At 65.4% G+C, this 20,920-nt stretch carries 17 protein-coding genes; 7 read left to right on the top strand and 10 right to left on the bottom strand.

Annotated elements, in window-relative coordinates:
- Window positions 1-42 precede the first annotated feature (42 nt).
- From BW41_RS11960 to BW41_RS11980, 5 genes are all read left to right on the top strand, one after another.
- On the top strand, window positions 43-1,044 hold the full coding sequence (locus BW41_RS11960; protein WP_235199743.1) for an AAA family ATPase: 1,002 nt from the start codon (window positions 43-45) through the stop codon (window positions 1,042-1,044).
- The gene (locus BW41_RS11965) at window positions 1,010-3,658 is read left to right on the top strand and encodes a S8 family peptidase (RefSeq protein WP_037534669.1); all 2,649 of its coding nucleotides are present in this window, start codon (window positions 1,010-1,012) and stop codon (window positions 3,656-3,658) included. The genes BW41_RS11960 and BW41_RS11965 overlap by 35 nt, the downstream gene beginning before the upstream one ends.
- Window positions 3,655-4,614: a hypothetical protein gene (locus tag BW41_RS11970; protein WP_037534670.1), complete on the top strand. Its 960-nt coding sequence runs from the start codon at window positions 3,655-3,657 to the stop codon at window positions 4,612-4,614. The genes BW41_RS11965 and BW41_RS11970 overlap by 4 nt, the downstream gene beginning before the upstream one ends.
- Before the next feature lie 134 nt (window positions 4,615-4,748).
- Window positions 4,749-5,174, top strand: a complete 426-nt coding sequence (locus BW41_RS11975; RefSeq protein WP_037534671.1) for a LexA family protein — start codon at window positions 4,749-4,751, stop codon at window positions 5,172-5,174.
- Window positions 5,171-6,439, top strand: coding sequence for a Y-family DNA polymerase (locus tag BW41_RS11980; protein WP_037534672.1), 1,269 nt, complete (start codon window positions 5,171-5,173; stop codon window positions 6,437-6,439). The genes BW41_RS11975 and BW41_RS11980 overlap by 4 nt, the downstream gene beginning before the upstream one ends.
- A 156-nt stretch (window positions 6,440-6,595) precedes the next feature.
- On the opposite strand, the gene BW41_RS11985 is transcribed toward BW41_RS11980, so the two are convergent.
- From BW41_RS11985 to BW41_RS12010, 7 genes are all read right to left on the bottom strand, one after another.
- Complete coding sequence (locus tag BW41_RS11985) at window positions 6,596-7,252, bottom strand: DedA family protein (RefSeq protein ID WP_037534674.1); 657 nt, start codon at window positions 7,250-7,252, stop codon at window positions 6,596-6,598.
- A gap of 85 nt (window positions 7,253-7,337) precedes the next feature.
- A complete protein-coding gene (locus BW41_RS11990) occupies window positions 7,338-7,661 on the bottom strand; it encodes a hypothetical protein (RefSeq protein ID WP_037534676.1) in 324 nt (107 codons plus the stop codon).
- A 344-nt stretch (window positions 7,662-8,005) separates the two neighbouring features.
- Window positions 8,006-8,701 (bottom strand): phosphatase PAP2 family protein, encoded by a 696-nt coding sequence (locus tag BW41_RS20560; protein WP_081793061.1) that lies wholly within the window; start codon window positions 8,699-8,701, stop codon window positions 8,006-8,008.
- Window positions 8,702-8,715: 14 nt separating this feature from the next.
- On the bottom strand, window positions 8,716-9,726 hold the full coding sequence (locus BW41_RS11995; protein WP_037534677.1) for a YncE family protein: 1,011 nt from the start codon (window positions 9,724-9,726) through the stop codon (window positions 8,716-8,718).
- Window positions 9,723-12,797 (bottom strand): efflux RND transporter permease subunit, encoded by a 3,075-nt coding sequence (locus BW41_RS12000; protein ID WP_037534679.1) that lies wholly within the window; start codon window positions 12,795-12,797, stop codon window positions 9,723-9,725. Before BW41_RS12000 ends, BW41_RS11995 begins: the two co-directional genes overlap by 4 nt.
- A complete protein-coding gene (locus BW41_RS12005; RefSeq protein ID WP_037534784.1) occupies window positions 12,797-13,837 on the bottom strand; it encodes an efflux RND transporter periplasmic adaptor subunit in 1,041 nt (346 codons plus the stop codon). Before BW41_RS12005 ends, BW41_RS12000 begins: the two co-directional genes overlap by 1 nt.
- A complete protein-coding gene (locus BW41_RS12010) occupies window positions 13,837-15,129 on the bottom strand; it encodes a TolC family protein (protein WP_037534680.1) in 1,293 nt (430 codons plus the stop codon). The genes BW41_RS12005 and BW41_RS12010 overlap by 1 nt, the downstream gene beginning before the upstream one ends.
- Before the next feature lie 231 nt (window positions 15,130-15,360).
- On the opposite strand from BW41_RS12010, the gene BW41_RS12015 reads away from it, so the two are divergent.
- Window positions 15,361-16,035: a response regulator transcription factor gene (locus BW41_RS12015; RefSeq protein WP_037534682.1), complete on the top strand. Its 675-nt coding sequence runs from the start codon at window positions 15,361-15,363 to the stop codon at window positions 16,033-16,035.
- Window positions 16,032-17,360 carry a sensor histidine kinase gene (locus BW41_RS12020; RefSeq protein ID WP_037534683.1) on the top strand — a complete coding sequence of 443 codons (1,329 nt, stop codon included), beginning with the start codon at window positions 16,032-16,034 and terminating at the stop codon, window positions 17,358-17,360. The genes BW41_RS12015 and BW41_RS12020 overlap by 4 nt, the downstream gene beginning before the upstream one ends.
- Here BW41_RS12020 and BW41_RS21820 read toward each other — a convergent pair.
- The 3 genes from BW41_RS21820 to BW41_RS12035 form a co-directional block, all read right to left on the bottom strand.
- Window positions 17,357-18,034, bottom strand: coding sequence for a phosphatase PAP2 family protein (locus tag BW41_RS21820; RefSeq protein ID WP_235199745.1), 678 nt, complete (start codon window positions 18,032-18,034; stop codon window positions 17,357-17,359). The genes BW41_RS12020 and BW41_RS21820 overlap by 4 nt on opposite strands.
- On the bottom strand, window positions 18,034-20,397 hold the full coding sequence (locus tag BW41_RS12030; RefSeq protein WP_037534684.1) for a TonB-dependent receptor: 2,364 nt from the start codon (window positions 20,395-20,397) through the stop codon (window positions 18,034-18,036). The genes BW41_RS21820 and BW41_RS12030 overlap by 1 nt, the downstream gene beginning before the upstream one ends.
- A gap of 120 nt (window positions 20,398-20,517) precedes the next feature.
- Window positions 20,518-20,892: a low affinity iron permease family protein gene (locus BW41_RS12035; protein ID WP_037534687.1), complete on the bottom strand. Its 375-nt coding sequence runs from the start codon at window positions 20,890-20,892 to the stop codon at window positions 20,518-20,520.
- Window positions 20,893-20,920: the final 28 nt, after the last annotated feature.

Raw genomic sequence — 20,920 nt, forward strand, 5'->3', positions numbered from 1 at the left:
TCCGGCCGGTACGGTGAAGCGATGAGCAGAGCGGATCTAGTGGTGCAGCTGGCGGAAGCCGGCGTTCAGAACGACCATGCGAAACTGGAGCGGACCGTGTCTGCGCTGGTTGCGGAAGCGCGCGCCAAGCAGCATCATACCCTTGCCGATCGACTCGCCAAGGCGCTCGGTGTCGTGGCGCCCCCGCAGCGTCAGGCCCCCCGTGCGGTCGGAGGTACGTTCCTGCCCGACAAGGTCCGCGATCTCATCATCGAGCGCCCCGCACGGCGCAGCATCGATGACATCATGCTGCCCCGCGAAGTCGACGCGCAGGTCCGCGATCTTCTCGAGGAGCAGCATCAGGCCGATGTGCTGCGGGCGAATTCGCTCGACCCCCGTCACCGCGTCATGCTTGCCGGCCCCCCGGGGAACGGCAAGACCACGCTGGCCGAGGCGATCGCCCATGGTCTCGGCGTCCCGTTCTTCACGATCCGCTACGACGCCGTCATCGACAGCTATCTCGGCGAGACAGCCGCACGGCTGAAGCGCGTGTTCGACTTCGCCCGGTCGACGCCTTGCGTGTTGTTCCTCGATGAGTTCGACGCGCTCGGCAAGGAGCGCGGGGACGTGCATGAAACCGGCGAGATCAAGCGGGTCGTCTCGTCGCTTCTCCTGCAGATGGACGACCTGCCCTCGTACACCGTGATCGTGTGTGCATCGAACCACCCCGAACTGCTCGATCGGGCCGTGTGGCGCCGGTTCCAGCTGCGTCTGGAGCTCCCTATGCCCGACCGCGCCGACTTCCGTCGCTGGCTCGATCATGTCGGAGCGGACCGCAAGTCGCTGGGGATCGATCCGGCCTCGCTGGCCAGGGATCTCGAGGGCGGAAGCTTCGCAGAGGCGGAGGAGTTTCTCCTCAACGTGAAGCGCAAGATCGTACTCGCCAAGGGGGATCCCAAAGCGATCGTTACGCAGCAGTTGAAGGCGTGGAAGCGCCGGTTCGTACCGCAGACGGGAGTGGCGGAGGGGAATGGCGCAAGAGATACTGCCGCTCAGTCGGAATAAGGAAAAAAAGCACGACCCTTTCAAGGGCAACCCGGACAAGCGCAAACGTCTGACCATTCCCGCGGGGTCGCAGGCGCAACGCATCGGATCCTCGATCGACAAGCGCCTGTCCGACGTTCTGGATCGCACCGACATCAAGGTTGCAGACGATCCGTCCGCGCTTGCGCCGGAGCGGGCGTTGGTGATGGAGATCATCGGCTCGCCCGAGCGATTCGTGAACGCCGCCCGCAAGATCGATCTCGAGTGGCTGGCGGAGGAAGTCGCCCTCCTCCACGGGGTCAGGGCTTATTTCGATCCGGGCGTCGACGCCTCGGACGATGATGACGGTGAAGCAGATGATGACGATGCGACGGCATTCGCGGAGACCGACGTTCTGCTGAACGAGGTGCATCCGGCGGATGAGATGCCGGGCGCGATATATCTCGGCATGCCGACGAAAGCTTCGTTTGAGAAGCTGCGCTCGCTCTGGGATCGCTACAAGGCCGGCAAAGCTCCCCCCGACAAGCACGGTGATTGGTGGAAGCTCTTCGGCCTGCTCCATGTGCTGCGGCCGTGGGGACCGGAGGATCGCATCGGCGATGCCACCAGGCGTCGCCTGAAGGACGACCGCTATCGCCGCGTCGGCGAAGATCTCCGTCTGGAGATTGATCTCTGGTATCGCATGGATGCCGCGCGACGCGATGAGGCTTCAGCCGAGTTCCGCACCGCCGTTCTGAAGCTTGGCGGATCCATCCTCGATGAATTCCGGATCGACGAGATCCGGTATCACTCCGTGCTGGTGAACCTTCCAAGTGAAGCGATCGATGCCATCATCGAACGCACTGGCCCGCTCGCTCTTGCCGACAACGTCATGTCGATCCGCCCGCAGAACGGCTTCCGCTTCGCGATCGAGGAGCCGGTGTCGGAACGGATGCCCGATGAAGCTGACGACGGCGATCCCGAGGGGGTGTCGATAGGAGCCATGCTCGACGGATACCCTGTCGAGAACCACGTCACGCTCCGCAACCGACTGGACGTCGTCGAACTCGACGTCGCCGACAGCATGGCCCCCGTGAAGAAGCGGTTCCACGGCAGCGCGATGGCATCGCTGATCATCTGCGGCGATCTGCACGAGGACAATCCCCGGCTGCGGCGCCGACTGAAGGTCGTCCCGGTGCTCGTTCCCGATGGCGACGTCGAGACGACGCCGAAGGACAAGCTCGCGCTGCGCATGATTCACCGTGCCGTCGTGGACCTGAAGGAAGGGACGGGCGGCCAGGATCCGAGCGGGCCCGACGTGGTCATCATCAATCACTCGATCTGCGACGAGGCGTTCGGTTTCGCCGGATCGATCTCGCCATGGGGGCGACTGCTCGATTATCTTGCCTGGAAATACCGCGTGCTTTTCGTGGTCAGTGCGGGAAACATCGCCGAGACGTTCGAGCTACCGAACTATCCGACCGCTGCCGACATGCGAAAGGCGACGCCCGATCATCGCCGAGCGGAGATGTTGCGTGCCATCGACGCTGCCAAGGCGATGCGGACCATGTTTTCGCCGGCCGAATCCGTCAATGCGTTGACCGTCGCGGCGGCGCATTGCGACGGATCGACGGCGACGTTGCCCGCCAGTAAGACAGACCCCTACGGCGACGTCGCCGCCCCGATCTTGGGTTCCGGCCTGGGCCACGGCTTCAATCGATCCGTCAAGCCGGACGTCATGCTGCCCGGCGGGCGGCAGGTGGCTCACCCGACGGAGGGGCCGATCCTGCGGGTGCACGGACGCGAATTCGCCGATCATATCGGACAAAAGGTGGCGATGCCCGATGTGACGCTGGGCCGGCTCGACTTCACCCGCATGTCTGCGGGGACGAGCAACGCCGCTGCATTGGCCACGCGGACGGGGATGCTCATCGGCGACGTTCTCGACGCATCGTTCGAGAATGCGGAAGTCCCTTGGTACCGTCGTCCGACGGCGCCGTGCATATTGAAGGCGCTGATCGCGCACGGCGCCAGTTGGGGAGACCTCGGTCAGTACATGTCCGATATTCACATCCCCGCAGGGCACCCCAACCGCCGCAAGGAAGCGGTCTCCCGGGCGATGGGCTATGGGGCGGTGGATCGTGACCGGGTCATCGGGGCTGCCCTGAACCGGGTTACGCTCCTGGGCGAAGATAGCATCACCAAGGGCGAGAGGCACATGTGGCGCATTCCGCTTCCCGATGAATTGCAATCCTACGCGGAATTCCGACGCATAGTCGTCACGCTCGCGTGGCTAACCCCCGTCACGCCCAACAGCTCGCAATACCGGACCGTCGGGCTTTCCCTGCATGGTGCGAGCGGCAAGTCCGACATTTGGGATGGGGTGAACCGGGTCGGGCATCAACCAGCGATCGGATTCGGCAAGCGCGGCACGCTCATCCACGCCGTGTACGAAGACGAGAGGAAGGCGATACCTTTCCTGATCGGCAGCGATTTCGAGATCAACGTGCAGGCGGCGAGCAAGATGCCCCAGATGGGCGGCGTGATGGTGCCGTATGCACTTGCGATCACCATAGAGGTTGCAAACTCGATCAAAACGGACATCTCGTCGTCGGTAAGGCGTCGCGTGATGACGCAATCAAGGGCCAGCGGATGATGAGCGATTTCAACGAAGAACTGAGCATCGGCTATCTCGGCGACGCTGAACTGGCTGATGTTCTGGACGGTCTTGACGACGCCGACGGGGCCGCTCGCCTGCGGGAGGCCGGAGTGCGCGGGCAAGGTCTTGCCCGGCTTCACAACATGCCTTGGAGTCACACGTCGCACGTCTTCGGATATGTCGAGGAGCGGGGTTCGGACACGGATGCCGACATGCTCGTTCCGATTCTGCCCGCTGCCAAGGCCAAGACCGATGAAACGTTGATCGGCAGCCAGGTCAAGGTCACCCTGGATGCTTTCCAACTACAGGAATATCCGGGATTCAGCCCGCACAAGGTTCTCTTCGATTTCCAGGGGCGTGATCAAGCCGGTGGAGAAGCGCAGGATCTCCAATTTGCGAGCGTGATCTCGGTTAACAACCACGATCGGGCGTCGATCAACGGGATGCCGATCTTCACGGGACTGACCGTCCCGAGAGATGGACTGTCTTTCAAGGTTAAGACGATCCGCATCGGCAGCGGAAGCGACGAGGCCCTTCTGGAAGTCTTCGGGAGCTCGGCGTTCAAGGAAGGGTTGAAGCTGATGGGCACGCTCCAGCCCGCCTTGCCGCAGCTGGTGGGACTGGCTTCGGGCATCACGAAGAACATCCTTGGCCGCATGAGGAACCATCAGATCCAGGCGTTCGACCTAGGGCTCGACTTCGCGGACAATCAGACATCCATTCGACTTCGCCGCGGCTCCTATGTGGTCGTCCAGGTGCCAGGCGCTTCGATGTGGCGGTGGGACGATTGGCGCTTCGACCGCAATACGATGAGCGTCGTCGACCTTGACGGCAACAAGGCGCCTTACAACGTCATCGTGTTCGGTGTGGCGGAAAGCGGCTCCAGCGAAGCACGATCGGCATCGCGCAAGGAGGGCATCGACGCCTTAGCGGCCTCCCGAGGCCCCGCCTGAGCTTCGTTATTGGGTCAAACGCTCCTCGCACTCTCCGTCCAAGGACCATCAATCGGTAACCGCGGCCAAATGCGTCGTTCTCAATATGTTCCTATCGTCCTATAAGCTCTTTCGTGATGCTTGGACGACGAGATATGACGATAACCCTGCATGATGTGCCCTTCGATCTCGTGCCGGGAGAGGCGCGGCTTTTCGTCGAGACGACGCCAGCTGGATTCCCGTCGCCGGCCCAGGACGACATGGAAGAGCCAATCGATCTTGCCGCCTGGCTGATCGATCACCCCGCCGCCAGCTATGTTATGCGGGTCTCCGGCCATTCGATGTCGGATGCCGGGGTCTCCGATGGGGATCTCGTCGTGGTCAGCCGGGCGCACGAGGCGCGCCCCGGCGACATCGTCGTTGCGCTGGTCGACGGCAACCGCACCATGAAGCGCCTGCGACGGTCGGCGGGACGGCTCTGGCTGGTGCCGGAGGCGGAAGGGTACGAGCGGATCATCGTCGACGAGACGGTCGAGATCTGGGGTGTCGTAGTGGGTCTCGCGCGGCGCTACCGGCGGTGAGTACGATCGCGCTCATCGACTGCAACAATTACTACGTCAGCTGCGAGCGCGCGTTCGACGCCAGCCTGGCCGGCGTGCCCGTCGTCGTGGCCAGCAACAACGATGGCTGTGCGATTGCCCGGTCGGCCGAGGCGAAGGCGCTTGGCGTGAAGATGGGCGACCCCATCCACCTGATCCGCGATCGGTTGACCAAGCACGGCGTCGTGGTGCGATCGTCGAATTACACCTTGTACGGCGACATGCAGCGCCGGGTGGTTGCCGCGGTCGAGGAGTTCGCCAGCGAGGTCGAGATCTATTCGATCGACGAGACCTTCCTCGATCTCGAGCCCTTCGTCGATCGGGATCTGGTCGACCATGCCAATGCGATGCGCGATCAGGTTCGGCGCTGGACGACGATCCCGACCTGCGTCGGAATCGCGCCGACGAAGACGCTGGCCAAGCTGGCGAACGCGGCCGCCAAGAAGAACCCGCTGTTCGACGGCGTCGCCGACCTGCGTGACCCTAGATTGCGTTCATGGGTGCTCGACCGCTTCCCCGCCGCCGACGTCTGGGGCGTCGGGCGGGCGACGGCCGCCAAACTGGCTGATCTCGGCATCACGACTGCCGGCCAGATCCGCGACATGCAGCTGAAGCAGGCCCGCAGCGTCGGCACCGTCGTGCTGGAACGGCTGGTGGCCGAGTTGCAGGGGGTTGCGGCGAGCGCCGTCGAGGTCGTCGAGCCGCAGCGACGCGGCATGGCCGTGACGCGCAGCTTCGGGATGCCGGTGCACGACATCGAGACGCTGATGGGTGCGGTGGCGCAGTACGCGATGCGCGCCGGCGAAAAGCTGCGTCAACACGGCCTCGTCGCGGGTCAGCTCACCGTCTTCTTCCACACCAACCGCTTCAAGACGGGCGCCGGTCAGTATCAGGGCGCCCGGCGCATGGGGCTGCACCCGATGACGTCGGACTCGCTGGAGCTGCTCGCGGCGGCGCGCCGGGGCGTCGAGGCAGCGTGGCGGGATGGCTACGCCTATACCAAGGCCGGCATCATGCTCGACGAGCTCGTGGCTGCCGATCTGCGGCCGAGAACGCTGTTCGAAGGCGATGTTGGACGGCGCGAGCGGCTGATGACGGCGCTGGACGAGGTCAACGGCCGGTTCGGCAAGTTGACGGCCGTACCGGCGGCGCAGGGGTTCAAGCGGGATTGGAAAATGCGGGCAGAGAACCGCTCGCCCGCTTGGACAACCCGCATCGATCAGGTGCCGCTGGTGTTGGCGGATTGAAGCATACTCGGCACACTGTGGCATGGCTTCACCCTCACGCATTACGGCCTGGCTCATCGTGAGGGCTTAATCATGAGAGACTGGATGATGGTGGAGACGACTAAACAATTATCGATGAATCGGCACACCGCGCTGGCCGAAGACTATAGGTCACCTTCAACCTTTATTCGACGTTTGCGGGCTCCCCCCCCCACCAGTGATGCGACGATGCACGAACCATATTGCCGCCGGCACGATCGCGCCCAGTAGAAACAGGTCGATCTTATGAAACAAGGCCGACAATCGCGGGTCCGTATTCCAGCGGCTTCCAAGCACTTGGCCGGCATAGGCCAGTCCCAGGCACCAGGGCAGTGACCCTATGAAGGTGTAGAGGTGAAAGCGCAGCAACGGCATCCGGGCGATCCCCGCGGGCAGCGCGATAAACGAGCGGATGCCTGGCAACATTCGACCTATCAGAACAGCCGCGCCGCCAAAGCGCTCGAAAAACCGCTCCGATCGGTCAAGATCCTCGGGTGTGAGCAGGAGCCAGCGTCCGTAACGCTCGACCATGGCACGGCCACCGCGGCGCCCCACCTCATAAGCAAGAGCTGATCCGAGATTACAGCCGACCGCTCCCGCAATCGCTACCAGCCATAGGTCTAGCCGACCAGTCGAGACCAGATAACCACCGAACGGCATGATGATTTCAGACGGCAGCGGGATGCAGGCGCTTTCAAGAGCCATCAAACCGATGATGCCAATGTATCCGGTCACAGCGATCGCCGCGACGATCCAGCCCGCCATCGTTGCAACCAGGTTGCTGATCGCAGTCATATTGAAACTCCTATGCGGGGATCACGATCATCGAGCGCTGACAGCCAGGTGAGGACGACATCCAGGTGAATGGGATGTGATAGCATCACACCGCCGATATCTGCGACAGTGCAACAGCGTAGGACAGACTGTCGTACGGCGTTGCACAGTACGACGTTTGCGTCTGCGAATTGATGGCGCGCACGTCAGCGTGGTCGCCGGGAAATACGACCGCGAGATCAAGTCCCGCAGCGCTTCGCACAAGTGAGGATAGAAGCTCAGGCTCGTACGAGACAAGGATCACGGCATCGAACAAGCTCACGTCAAGGTAGGGGGGCAGATCGACTGACGAGAACGAGACGATTGCGTCGACGCCCAGGGCCCTTGCCCAATGCTCGAGCCGGCGACGGTGTCGACCATAGCCGATCATCGTGAGGCGATCACCTAGCTTCCCGCTGAGAGCAAAGGCCCGGATAGCGGTGACATAGCCCCGGCGATCGCCAGCTTTGCCAACGGCGAGGTAGCGCGTCGGCGTGAATGATCGCCGACGTGCGCCATCCGGGCCGCTGCCACGTCGCACCAAGTGACGGCACGCTTGCGCAGTGAGGTTTGATCCAGTCTGATCAGTCGATACGGTTTGGCTTCGAGAAGGCGCAGGCACCATGCACCGTTGGCTGCGGCAGCTTTCATCTTGCTGGACGTGTCTGCCGGCTCGCTCCGGCTGAACGCGCCCACCATGTTCGCCCCGACTTCCAAAGAATCGTGCCAGCCAGCTCATTTGGGTTCGCTCAGGCGCAGCGTCTGCTTGCCGAAGGTTCGTGACTCTCCGCCAATCCGTCGACCAAAAACCTGTGTAACGGTGGCCGTCCAGCACAAGCCAACTGCCCAGCCAGCTGCGACATCCGTTGGCCAGTGGACGCCAAGGACGATCCGCGACGCACCGATAGCAAACACCAAAAGCATGGCAGCGACGACCGCCGGATTCCATCGACGTCCGCCACCAGCACCTGCCACAATGACGACAGCTATCGAGCCATAGACGAAGGCGGAGTCCATGGCGTGCCCGCTTGGAAAACTTGGAGTGTGAACATCCACGAGATGCGAGACTATTGTCGGCCTGGGCCGGGCCACCGCCGCCTTAATCGCACTGATGATGACAGCCCCGCCTGCGGTCGTGCATGCGAGGTAGGCGCACCACAGCCAGCGTCGCCTTACCGCGCACACTGCGATCGCGACCGCGGTCGCGATCCACAGGGTGACATTGTTCCCCATCACCGTCACGACACCCGCAATGGTGATCAGCCAACCATGATCGCCGGTTTGGTTGCGCGTCCATAATAAAATGGCTGGATCGAAGCCCGTTACGCGGCCCGTCGCGAACAGTGCCGAAACGCCGAGTAGAAGCCCTCCTCCAAGCGCAAGCAGTGCGGCCCTGGCGAGAATCTGTGCGGGCACAGCAGCCCGGGTCATCCCACAAGGCTCGGTCACGCCGGCTTAACGACCAATACCTTGAACGTGCCAGGCAATGCGACCGGGCGGGCACCAGGTTTGGCTGGCGGGCCAAACGACGCGGTCGGCAAGTAGATGGCACCGCTGTCTGAATCGAGCGCACCCGTCCGTGCACCCACCGCAGTCTTGATACGGCCCACGCGCTTCACGACGGCGCCCTCGAGAGACAGTACGTCCAGCACTCCGTCCTTGCCGCAGGGAATGAACGCCAAGCGACGCTGCGGATCCAGAATAACGGCATCTGGGCCTGCGCCTATGTCGACCAGCTGCGAAAGTTTGTGGTTGGAGCCCGTGACGATGGCTGCCTTGCCGTTGGCACACGCGGAAATGAGGCGATCCGCCTTCACGTCATAGGCAAGGCCAGAAGGCTCAGTGCACCCTGGCAAGGCGATCGGCGCAGCGGCCGTGCCACGCCGCACGTCGACGACCTCCATCTCGTTTTCGTCCTCGTTGTTGACGAACAGGGTGCCGTCCGGCGTCAGCGCTGCATATTCGAGGCCGGGCTTGAGCTGCACCGTGCGCGAGGTCCGCATCGCAGCCGTGTCGATGATCGATACCGAGCCGGCCTTGGCATTCATCACGAAGCCAGTCTTGCCGTCAGCCGAGACGATCGCAGCGTCCGGTTTTTCGCCCACCGCGACACGGCCCAGTTCGCGACCATCGGAGGTTGAAAGAAAGCGGACCGAGGCATCGTCGCCGCTCGTCGCCATGAGGCGCCCGCCGGGCAACGGTACGACCGCATGACCATGCGCGATGGTGCCGATCGATCCGACTGCTCGCTCACCTCGGGTGTCGATGACGGTGACCGAGGTCGACCGGGCGATATAGAGGCGGTGGTCGACCGGATCGACGCGGGCATAATCCCATCCCCCGCCATCCGGACCGGAAATCGTAGCAGTGACACGATATGCTGGCGCCGGCGGGACAGCCCCTGCCGCAGCGAAGGAGGTCAGCGCCAAAGTGGCCGTCGTCAGTACCCTCTTCATTGTTCAGTTCCTTGTGCTGAAATGGCAGGATCACGGTCGGAATGCGGTAGGGTCAGCCGAACGAGGATCGGCATTGCCAGGAGGACGAGCGGATATTGCAGCAACAGGCCGGCGATGATCGCGATCGCCAGCGGCTGCTGGATGCCTGAACCTTGGCCGATCGCGAGGGCGAGCGGCAGGAGCGTCAGGATCGCCGCCAGCGTCGTCATTGTAATCGGACGGAGGCGGTTGCGGCTTGCCTCCCGCGTCGCGACGACGGGCGGCATGGTGTGGCAGAGTTCCTCGAATTCCGAGACGTAGAAGATCGCCATCTCAGTGCCGATGCCGATGATCATCGTCATGCCCATCAGCGCCGTGATGTTGAGGTCGACGCCGGCGAGCCACAGGGCGGTGAACACGGCCGTGGTCGACAGGAGCGAACAGCCGATGATGATGACGGGGAACCAGAACCGCCGATAAAGCACAAGGAGCAACACCAGCTCGGCGACGAGCGCTGCGCCGAATACCTTGATGAGGCCTGCGAAGGCGATCTGCTGCTGCTGATAGAGACCGCCCAGCTCGTAGCGGATACCGGGTGCCAGTACGCCTGGCTGGTCGAGGGCCTTCGTCACGTCGCCGACGGCAGCGCCGATCCCGCGTCCCTGGATCCGACCGGTCACGGCCACCATCGGTTCCAGATTCTCGCGGGCGATCTGCGGTTGTCCGATGACCGCCTCGATAGACGCGACGCGCGACAGCGGGAATACATGGCCATCGGTGGCACGGATGGGCAGTTGGGCAAGCCCGGCTTGGCTGATCGTCATCGCCTGCGGGAGCCGGACGCGCACGTCGATGGCCTTGTCGGGTCGGGCAAGGGTTGTGGCGACGGTGCCGCTCAGGGCGGTCGACAGCTGTGTCTCGACGTCGGCGGGCGCGATCCCTTCCACGCCGGCGCGGACCGGGTCGACGCGGACATCGAGCGCGTCACCTGCCAGCTGAACCCCGTCCTTCACCTCGACGACGCCATCGATCTTCTCGATCAGGGCAGCGACCTTCTTCGCCTGGGCGTCGAGCACGGTGGGGTCGGACGAATAGAGCTTGACCTCGATCGGCTGCGGGACGGCGGTGAGATCGCCGATCAGATCCTCGATAAGTTGCGCGACCTCGACCTGGACGCCTGGCACCTTCACCCCGATCTCGTCGGCGACGTCGGCGGCCACTTCCTCGGTCGGGCGGCTGTGGTCCGGTTTCAGTCGCACGAAATAGTCGCCGTGATAGCTCTGGCCGAGATCACCGCCGAGGCCGGTGCCGAGCCGCCGCGAAAAGGTCAGCACCTCCGGATTGGCGGCAAGCAGACGGTCGATCTGACCGACCTGACGCCCGCTCTCGTCCAGCGACGTGCCGGGCGAGGTGTAATAGTCCATGACGAAGCCACCTTCGTCGACCTTCGGCATGAAGCCGGTCGGCACCTTGGAATAGCCGATATAACCGATCGCCAAGAGCGGCACGAGGATAACAAGGAGCAGCCACGGCCGGGCCGACAGGCGATCAAGGCCCTTGTCGTGGACCACGGCAAGCCGCCCCTCACCGGCGACGCCGGGATCCTTCCATGTGCGAAAGTCCACCAGCCACCGCACGAGGACCGGCACGACGAAGGCGGTCATCGCCCAGGAGATGGCAAGTGCCGCCGCCATCGTCACTGACAGCGCTTTGGAAAAGGCACCGGTCACACCGGTCAGGAATGACAGCGGCACGAACACGATCAGCGTCGCGAGGCTAGATCCGGTCAGCGGTGCCATGAACTCGCGCGCGGCCGGGATGACCGCAGCGTTCCCGGCGACGTCCCCGTCCGGCTTCACCTCGCCGGCGCGGCGGGCGATATGCTCGACCATCACGATGACGTCGTCGATCAGCAGCCCGACCGCTGCGGCGATCCCGCCCAGGGTCATGATGTTGAAGCTCATGCCGAGGATGCTCAGCACCAGCACCGTGGTCGCCAGCGTTGCCGGCACGACGATGATGGCGACGAGCGTGACGCGCCAGCTGCGCAGGAACAGGAGGAGCACCAGCGCGGCCAGCACGAGGCCGATCAGCACCGCGTCACGAACGCTTGCGACCGATTGGGTCACCAGCTCACTCTGGTCGTACCAGTTGACCAGCTTTACCCCGGACGGCAGCTTCACGCCTACCAGCTTTGCCTGCACTTGCCTTGCGATCTGCACCGCGTTGCCGTCGGGCTGTTCGTAGATGTTGAACAGTACCGCGGGTTTCCCGTCCTCGACGATCCGCTGCCAGACGGGCACGGCACCGTTCTGCACCGTCGCGACGTCCCGCACCCGCACGACCCCGGCCGGCGCCGCCTTGACGACGATGTCGCCGACCTGCGCGGGGGTGGCAACACTGCGATCGGCAATCACCAGCGACAGGCGACCACGATCCTGGACCTGGCCCACCGCACTCAACACGTTGCCGCTACGGATGGCGGTCGCAAGATCCGCCATCGCCAGGCCGTAGCTCGCGAGCCGTTGCGGGTCCGCGAGCACCTCGACCTCTGCGGTGTCACCACCCTGCACACCGACTTTCGCAAGGCCGGTGATCGAGGACAGCAGCGGGGTAATCTGAAGTCGTCCGAAGTCCTGGAGCTGGGCTGGATCCGCCGTGTCGGATACCAGGGCGTAGGAGATGATCGGAAAGACGGTCGGGTCCATCCGGCGGACATTGTACTGCGTGCCGGCAGGCAACGACGGCAGGATCCGGCCGACCGCGGTATCGACGAGCAGCGTGCTCGCGATCATGTCGCGCCCCCAACCGAAGTCGATCGAAATCTGCGCCGTCCCGCGCGCCGTCTCGGAACGGACGTTGTTGACGCCAGGGATGGCGCGGATCGCCTCCTCGACTGGACGGGTGACGGTCAGCGCGGTCTGATCTGCGGGGCGGCTCCCGGAATCGAGATCGACGACGACCCGCGGAAACGACACCTGAGGGAAGAGCCCGATCGGCAACGACAACGCCGCGACGATCCCCGCGAGCGCCAGCGCCAAGCCGACAAGGACGAAGGCGCGCGACTGGGTGCGCAGGAGCCGCTCCAGCATCAACGGCTCCGGACGGCATCGCCGTCGGTGACCTGATAAGCACCGGCGACGATCAGCGGTAGTCGTGGAGACAGTGTGCCATCGACGACGTCGCCCGCGTCCGACGACAGTCTGATGGTGACCGGCACCGCCTTGGCTTTGCCGTTCTGCACCTGAAATATCCTCGGGTTGCCACTGGCGGTTACGACGGCCGCGTGCGGCACGACCCATCCGTCGACCGCGCCAGTGCGAATGTCGACCTGCATCGGCTCACCAGAAAGGAATGCGCCCGCAGGGAAGGACAGGTCGACATCGACCATCTTGGTCACGGCATTCAACGCGTCGTCGACCCGCACGACGCGTCCCTCGATCGTACCGCCACCCGACATGCGCTTCAGTGATGCCGCTTGCCCGACAGCGACGGCGCCACGCTGCGACGGGTCTATCCCGACCGTGACGACGATCCCGCCCGATCGCGCAACCGTCAGGATGGTCGCGCCCGCTGCGGTGCGATCACCTTGGGCAACCGCGACGGCGGTGACGACGCCCGCAAACGGTGCCACGACGGTATGGACAGGGGTGCCAGCCCCCTCGGCGCGAAGCGCAGCAAGCGAGGTCCGAGCGTCGGACACTGCCTTGTCGGCCTGCACCAGTTGATCGGTTGTCGCGAGTTGCTGCGCGAGCAGCTGCGCCGTGCTGGCGCGCGCCTTCTGAGCCGCGGCGAGAGCGCTCACTGCTTGTTCGTAGGCGCTGCGCGAAGTCGGTGCGGTGACGAACGTAGCGAGTGCCTGTCCGGCCTTCACGGCGCTGCCCGGAGCGACGAACAGCCGTGTCACCTGGCCCGGCGGCGCTTCATTAAAGGTCCGGGTGCCGATCTCGGAAGTCGCCACGGAGCCATAAGCCGTGACGATCGCCGGTAGCGCACCCTGCCGGGGAGCGACGATGCTGACGAGAACGCTGGGCGTCGGCGTGCCCTTCGCATCCGGCGTGGTGGACGTTCCGCTGCAAGCCGTGACCAAGAACAGAAGCAGAGCAGCAGATATTCTCGGATGAGGCGGCATCACCGACCGCTCCCCGCTTGTTCGGCGGACAAGTCGATCGTCGGCAGGTCCGCGCCGACCAGCGTCTGTATGGCGATCTGACGATCGAACAGCGCGAGTTCCAGGGTCATGATCTCCTCTTCCTTGGCGAAGCGGTTGGAGACGAGGTCGACATAGCCCCGCTCGTCGATATTGGAGGCGCCGAACGCCGCCTGTGCCCGGGACGCGGCGATGCGGGCGGCAGGCAAATCGCGGCGCGCGATCGCCAGTTGCGCCGCGAGCTGCTCATATTCCCGCAGCAGCGCGCCGACCGTACCGGTAGCGGCCGCCAGCCGCGCGGCATAATCGGCTTGCAGCTGTGCCCGCGTCGCCCGCGCGACTGCGACATTGCCTTGGTTGCGATCGAAGATGGGCAAGCCGACCTGCACGTTCGGCCCGCCGTTAATGACCTTCGAACTATCGCTCGACGCGGAATCTCCAAGGATCAGGTCAGGAAACTGCGACAGGATCGCGACGCGCAATTGCTCGTCGGCGGCTGCATAGCCGAGGCGCAGTGCGAGCAAGTCGGGCCGGCGATCAGGCAGCGTCGCAAGCCCTGCGCGGATCGCGGCGGGGTCGAACGGCGGGAGGTCGGGCGCGGTCGCAAGCGGCACGACCGCATCGGGCGTCAAGCCCAGCAGTGCGTTCAGCTGGTGCCGCTGGGATAGCAAAGTCTGGTCGAGCGTATTGAGCGACGTGCGCGCCGCCTGAAGCGCGACGCGGTCCGGGGCGACGGTGACGAGCGTCACGGTTCTGGCAGCGAGGGCGCGCTCGAGCTTGCCGTTGCGGTCGGACAGGAGATCGTAGGCCGTGACATAGGTCGGGCGGCTGCGCGTACCGATGATAATGTCGGTGGCAAGCTGACGCGCCTGTCCGGCGATCTGCCATTCCTGCCAGACGATATCGGCCGCGACCTGCCGGGTGCTGGCAGTGGCAGCGCGGCGTCGCGCGCGATAGGTGACGAGGCTCTTGATGTCCTGTGCCAGTCCCAGATTCCAGGCCGGGACAGTGCCCGCCCCCGAAAGCAGAGGCAGGAAAGCGCCCGACAGGGACGGATTGGCGAGGATCGAGGCTTGCGTCGCCTGGCCCTCGGCAACGCCCCGCTTCAGGCGTGCCGCGCGAAGATCCGGATTGTTTGTCAGCGCCAGCGTGACAACCTGGTCGACCGTCAGGGGCGTAGACGAGGCCGGTCCGTCGAGCGCCGCAACCGTTGTGGCCAGCGGCGCCGTCGTCGCCAGCGGCAAGGCGGAATAGTGCGCGCATCCGGCCAGCATCGTCGCGAGCAGGAGAGCGATCGATCGTCTCACGCGGGGGGTCCTCATAATCGCGCCGATCCGTGGCGGTGCATCGCTCAGTTCGGAGCCCAGCCCCTATCGCAGAGGCGCACCTCGCAAAAATTGTATAACCCCAACCTCGCCCGGCTGCCCGCAAAGGCACGTGCGCCGGCCGCCGAAACAGGCCAATCAGAAGCGGCTACCGATCGTGACGACGGGATAGGACCGACGATGCACATCCTGATTGCGGAAGACGACGATCCCACCGCCCGGCTGGTCGAGCACGGCCTGCTGGAACGCGGCCATGCCGTGGTGCGCGTCGCTGATGGCCCCGGCGCCCTGCGGGCCGCGTCGGACGATCCGTTCGACGTCGTGATCCTCGACCGCATGCTGCCCGGGCTGGACGGCATCCAGGTCCTGCGCAGCCTGCGCGCCGCGGGCGTCAGGACGCCCGTCCTGCTGCTGACGGCGCTGGGCAGCATCGCCGACCGCGTCGCCGGGCTCGAGGCGGGCGCCGACGACTATCTGGTCAAGCCGTTCGCCTTCGCTGAACTCGCCGCGCGGCTCGACGCGCTCTACCGCCGGCCAGCGATGACGGACGGGCCGACGCGGTTCGTCGTCGGCGACGTCACGCTCGACCTGCTCCGGCGCGAGGTGCGCCGGGGCGATCGCGATATCCGCCTGCAACCGCGCGAATTCGCGATCCTCGAACAGCTGATGCGCCACGCCGGGCAGGTGGTGACGCGGACGATGTTCCTGGAAAGCGTCTGGAACTTTCATTTCGACCCGCAGACGAACATCGTCGAGAGCCATCTCAGCCGCATGCGCACGAAGCTCAACGACGGGTTCGATCACGACCCGATCGAGACGCTGCGCGGCGTCGGCTATCGCATGACGTCCGCATGACCACCCTCTGGCGGAGCGCCGCCTATCGCATCGCCTTCACCTATTCCGCCGCCTTCGCGCTGGCGATCGCGGTGCTCGGCGCGTCGGTCTATCTGGCTGCGGACGCGGCATTCCGTCACCAGCTGGATGCCGGCATCGCCGAGGAGATGACGGATCTCGCCCGGACCTATCGGGCCGGCGGACTCGACGGCGTGCGCGCGGCGATTGACACCCGCCGCTCGGGCGCGGCCAACGCCTATCATTATGCGCTGTTCGACGCGGCCGGGCGGCGTGTCGCCGGTGCGCTGGATACGATGCGCCCCGCGCCGGGCTGGTCCGACATTCGGTTCGTCGATCCCGCCGAGGGCGAGGATGCGGGACGCGCGCTAGCACGGCCGATCGGTGGCGCGACGCTGGTCGTCGCGGTCGATCCCGAATCGCTCGAACGGCTGGATGCGGTCATCCTGCTGCTGTTCGCCGGCGCCTTCGTCATCGTCCTGATGCTGGGCACCGTCGGCGCGCTGGTCCTCGGCCGCTACCTGCGGCTGAAGCTCGCGACGATCGGCGACACCGCGCAGGCGATCGTCGCCGGCGACCTGTCGCAGCGGATCCCGATCGGCCGGCGCGGCGACGAATTCGACATCGTCGCGACCTCGGTCAACGTGATGCTCGACCGGATCGCGCAACTGCTCGACAATCTGCAACAGGTGTCGAGCGACCTCGCCCACGACCTCCGCACGCCCCTGTCGCGGCTGCGTGGCTCGCTGGAGGCGGCGTTGGACGGGCCGTCCGATCGCGCGACGCTGAAGGCGGCGCTGCGCCAGAGCGACGACATCCTCGCGCTGTTCGCGGCGATCCTGCGCATATCGGAGGTCGAGGGCGGCGGCATCGGCCGCAGCATGGAGATGCTGGACGTCGGCGAACTGGCCGGCGACCTGTGCGAAACCTATGCCCCGGCGGTGGCCGACGGCGGGCGCACGCTCACCTGCCGCGCGACCGCCGGCGCGCCGGTGCGCGGCGACCGCGAACTGCTCGCGCAGGCGCTCATCAACCTGCTCGACAATGCGCAGGTGCACACGCCCGCCGGCACCGCCATCACCCTCGCCCTGACGCGGCAGGACGGGACGATCCGGCTGAGCGTCGCGGACGACGGCCCCGGCGTGGCCGAGGCGGATCGCGCGCGGATCGTCCGCCGCTTCGTCCGGCTGGAGGAAAGCCGCAGCCGTCCCGGCAATGGCCTGGGCCTCAACCTGGTCGCCGCGATCGCGGCTTTGCATCGGGGGCGACTGACGATCGAGGACAATCGCCCCGGTTTGCGCGCCGTCCTCGTGCTGCCGGCGCCCTAGCGGATCCCGGCCGCGGCCAGCTCGGTGCGCGCCTTGGAGAACTGGCGCGCGAAGGCGGGCAGCGCCATCAGCCGTTCGGCGACGAGCGCCCCCAGCACTGCGCCCGCGCTGACGTCGCTGCGCCAATGCTGGCCGCAGACGATGCGGGTCTGCGCATAGCCGGCGGCGCGGTCGAGGATGGCGGCGGCACGGGTCGGGACCAGACGCGCCAGCACCTCGCCCATCGCATAGGCCATCGCGGTGTGCCCGCTCGGATAGCTCGAATACAGATCCTCGTTGCGCTTGCAACTGTGCAGCGTGGGATCGACCGCATATGGCCGCAGCCGGTGGAACGCGGACTTGCCGCGGTCGATCGTCGCCTTTTCGGTCGCCCGCGTCATCGCCATCAGCAATCCGGTCTCGGGCAGCCGGTCGAGGTCGAAGCGCGGGCCGAGGACGCCCGCGAAGATCGACGCGTTCTTCGTGTCGCCGTCCCGCCGCGCCACAGCTTCGTCCGCCGGCGAGCGCGCGGCTTCCGCCGCATGCAGCTCGGCCAGTTCCGCTTTGGCCTGTACGCCATCCGCGCGCGGCGGTGGCGGCAGGACGCGCGCGGGGTCGAGGTCGATCGGCAGCGGCGCCACCTTCGGCCCCGACGCCGCCATCGCGAGCGCGAGCGCGAGCGCGAGAAACACCATCAGAACGTGACCGTGATATCGCCGGTCACCGCGCGGCCGGTCTGGTAGAAATACTGGTCGAACGGCGCGGTCTTGCCGGTGCTGATGTTGGTGATCCGCTGCGAATCGAACAGGTTGTTGATCTCGGCGCCGATCCGGACCGGCCCGACGTCGTAGCGCGCCGACAGGATCGCGACATTGTAGCCGCGGCTCTGATAGATCGGATTGTCATAGGCGTTGCCGACCGCGGTGGACCCCGCCGGCGCGACGAAGAATTGCCTACCGACCCATTTGTCGATCAGCGAGAAGCGGACCGGCCCCGATTTCACCAGCACGCCGCCGGCCGCAGTCCATTCGGGCGCCTTGGCGACCTGTTGCCGGATCGCGCCGGCATTGTCGGTCTTGGCATAATTGCGCGAACCGTTGGCGAACACCGCGATACCGTGCGGCAGCGCATAGGTCACCTGCCCCTCGACACCCTTGTACTGGACCGCGCCCTGGTTGAGGAACACCGTGCCCTCGCCCGGCACCGTCGAGACGACGGACGTGAACTTGTTGGTGAAGCCGATCCTGTAGACATCGGCGTCGAGGCTGAGGTTGGCGCCGTGGTAGACCGCACCCGCCTGGTAATTGGTCGATCGCTCCGGCGCGACCGTCGATAGCCGCGGGTTGGCGACGTAGAGCACGCTGAGTGGCGGGGCGAGGAAGCCGCGCGCATATTGCGCATAGACCGATACCTGGGGCGTCACCGCATAGTTGATTGTCGCGAACGGCAGATCGGCGGTATAGGTGTTGCTGAGACGCTGCGCATAGCGCGTCGTCTGGTTGTAGGCGGCATCGATCCGGCGGTTGAAATCGACGTGCTTGTAACCGGGCGTGATCGTCAGGCCGGGCAGCGGCCGCAATTCCAGCTCGGCGAATTCCTCGGTATGGTTGGTGTGACTGTTCTGGTCGAACTTGATGTTCTGCGGTGTCGCCGCGCCGCCCACCGGATTGGTCACCGCCTTTTCGACATAGTTCGGCGTCCCGTCGAGCAGGTTGACGTCGCGCTGCTGGCGATAGGTGTTGGACCATTCGATCCACGCGCCGACCGTCAGTGCGGCGAACCCGACGTCGAGGCGCGTCTTGGCGATATCGCCGAACATCCGGTATTTGTTGGTCTTGGTATAGCCGGGCACACCATAGGCGGTCACCGCCTTGGTCGTCGCCGTCGCGGGCGCGACGGTGACGACGTTCGCCGCCGCGATCTGCGCGGCGGTGGCGGTCGCGAACAGGGTGACGTCGTTGCCGCTCAGCGTCTCGTTGTCGTAGCTGTAGGTGTAGGCGCGATTTTCGAATGTCGATCCCGGCGCGATGTCCGCCTCGAACTTGACCAGTTCGAAATCCGTCGTCTTGTGCGTGCGATTGTACTTGTAATAGGTCTGCGACGTCGGATCGTTGTTCAAGCTGAAGTATTTCCCGTACTGCGCGACCTGGCTCAGCGTCGCGCCGTCGTTGTCCGGCTGGTTGAAGCTGTTTTCGTTATAGGTCGCCAGCACCGTCAGCCTGGCGTGCGGCCCAACCGGGATCACCGCCTTGCCGAACAGGTTGTTCGACGTGAACGGGCTGTAGCTGCGGGCGCCGTCCGAGCGGACGTGCTGCCCGCTCACCACGATCTCGGTCCCGCCCAGCGCGTCGATCGCGCCCGACTGCGCCAGCCCGCGCAGCAGATAGGTGTTCCAGGTGCCGTAGCTGCCCTTCAGCTCGATGCCGGGCTGCGCGCGCGTCGCGCGGCTGAACAGGTTCATGTTGCCGCCGAACGTCGCCTGGCCGAGCTGGCTGGCGTTGCCCGGACCGCGATCGACGATCAGCGTCTCGATCGTGTTCGACGGGAAGAAGGTGTTGGAATGGTGCGTCGGATCGTTGGTGTCGCCGAACGGCACGCCATCGTAGGTGACGTTGTATTCGCCGTCCTGGAACCCGCGGATCTGCGCCTTCGATTCCGACAGGCCGGCGCCGTTGGCGTTGCCGGTGATCGACACGCTGGGCGAGATCGCCGCGATCTGGTTGAAATCCGCGGTAGCCGGCAGCGAATCCTCGATGAAGCTGCGCGAGATCACCGATTGCGGCTGCGTCGTCTGCAGCGAGGCGGTGACGGGCGCGATCCGGTTCGCCGTGGTTCCCGTGATGACGATGTCGGCGCCCTCGGCGATCCCGGCCGGCTGCGTCTGCGGATCGGCGGGAGCGGCAAGAGCGGCAGGAGCGGCAGGAGCGGCAGGAGCGGCAGGAGCGGCAGGAGCGGCGCGGGGCGCATCCTTCGCGACGCCGGCGCTCGCCAGCGAAAAGGCGAGCGCCACGGCACTCGCGCCGATGCGCAGGGCGCGCATCGTCGTCACATCGGTCATCTTTGGATTTCCCCACCCTTGTCGGCAGGGCTCGGGTTAGGTCCGCTCCATGACACTTTGCTTGCCGTTTCGTGGCAGTTGATCGCATTGGGATTTTGTAATCGACCGACGCGTATCGCATCACCCGGTGTCGCCGCGCTCCGCCAGCTCCTCTTCGGCCGCCTCGCCGTTTCGGCGCAGCGCCTCCAGTTCCTCCGCCGACTTGGTCTCGATGCCCGCCACCGCGTTGCGCGCGCCCTGCATCGCATAGACCAGCTCGTCCATCTTGAGGTGCAACGCCTGCTCGCTGCGCCGCTGCCCGTTAAGGACCATCTGCGTCAGCGTGATCGACGCCACCGACAGGATCAGCGTCAGCGTGTTCTCGCCCGCCGCGCCGGCGCGCAGGAACCAGCCGGCGCAGAACAACGCGACCCCGATGATCGCGAGCGGCGCACCGGCCAGATCGGCGGTCCGTCCGGCGATCCGGCTCCCCAGTTCGTTCATCCGCTTCAGCATGCAACCCTCACCCTACGCCCTCGATACG

The sequence above is a fragment of the Sphingomonas sp. RIT328 genome (assembly GCF_000632225.1).
Lineage (GTDB): Bacteria > Pseudomonadota > Alphaproteobacteria > Sphingomonadales > Sphingomonadaceae > Sphingomonas > Sphingomonas kyungheensis.

Coding starts and splice junctions, on each gene's coding strand:
- BW41_RS12010 (WP_037534680.1), bottom strand. CDS start 15,129: ATGCTGGCCGGATGCGCGCACTATTCCGCCTTGCCGCTGGCGACGACG.
- BW41_RS12015 (WP_037534682.1), top strand. CDS start 15,361: ATGCACATCCTGATTGCGGAAGACGACGATCCCACCGCCCGGCTGGTC.
- BW41_RS11985 (WP_037534674.1), bottom strand. CDS start 7,252: ATGACTGCGATCAGCAACCTGGTTGCAACGATGGCGGGCTGGATCGTC.
- BW41_RS11990 (WP_037534676.1), bottom strand. CDS start 7,661: ATGATCGGCTATGGTCGACACCGTCGCCGGCTCGAGCATTGGGCAAGG.
- BW41_RS20560 (WP_081793061.1), bottom strand. CDS start 8,701: ATGACCCGGGCTGCTGTGCCCGCACAGATTCTCGCCAGGGCCGCACTG.
- BW41_RS21820 (WP_235199745.1), bottom strand. CDS start 18,034: ATGGTGTTTCTCGCGCTCGCGCTCGCGCTCGCGATGGCGGCGTCGGGG.
- BW41_RS12005 (WP_037534784.1), bottom strand. CDS start 13,837: ATGCCGCCTCATCCGAGAATATCTGCTGCTCTGCTTCTGTTCTTGGTC.
- BW41_RS12020 (WP_037534683.1), top strand. CDS start 16,032: ATGACCACCCTCTGGCGGAGCGCCGCCTATCGCATCGCCTTCACCTAT.
- BW41_RS11975 (WP_037534671.1), top strand. CDS start 4,749: ATGACGATAACCCTGCATGATGTGCCCTTCGATCTCGTGCCGGGAGAG.
- BW41_RS11965 (WP_037534669.1), top strand. CDS start 1,010: ATGGCGCAAGAGATACTGCCGCTCAGTCGGAATAAGGAAAAAAAGCAC.
- BW41_RS12035 (WP_037534687.1), bottom strand. CDS start 20,892: ATGCTGAAGCGGATGAACGAACTGGGGAGCCGGATCGCCGGACGGACC.
- BW41_RS11995 (WP_037534677.1), bottom strand. CDS start 9,726: ATGAAGAGGGTACTGACGACGGCCACTTTGGCGCTGACCTCCTTCGCT.
- BW41_RS12030 (WP_037534684.1), bottom strand. CDS start 20,397: ATGACCGATGTGACGACGATGCGCGCCCTGCGCATCGGCGCGAGTGCC.
- BW41_RS12000 (WP_037534679.1), bottom strand. CDS start 12,797: ATGCTGGAGCGGCTCCTGCGCACCCAGTCGCGCGCCTTCGTCCTTGTC.
- BW41_RS11970 (WP_037534670.1), top strand. CDS start 3,655: ATGATGAGCGATTTCAACGAAGAACTGAGCATCGGCTATCTCGGCGAC.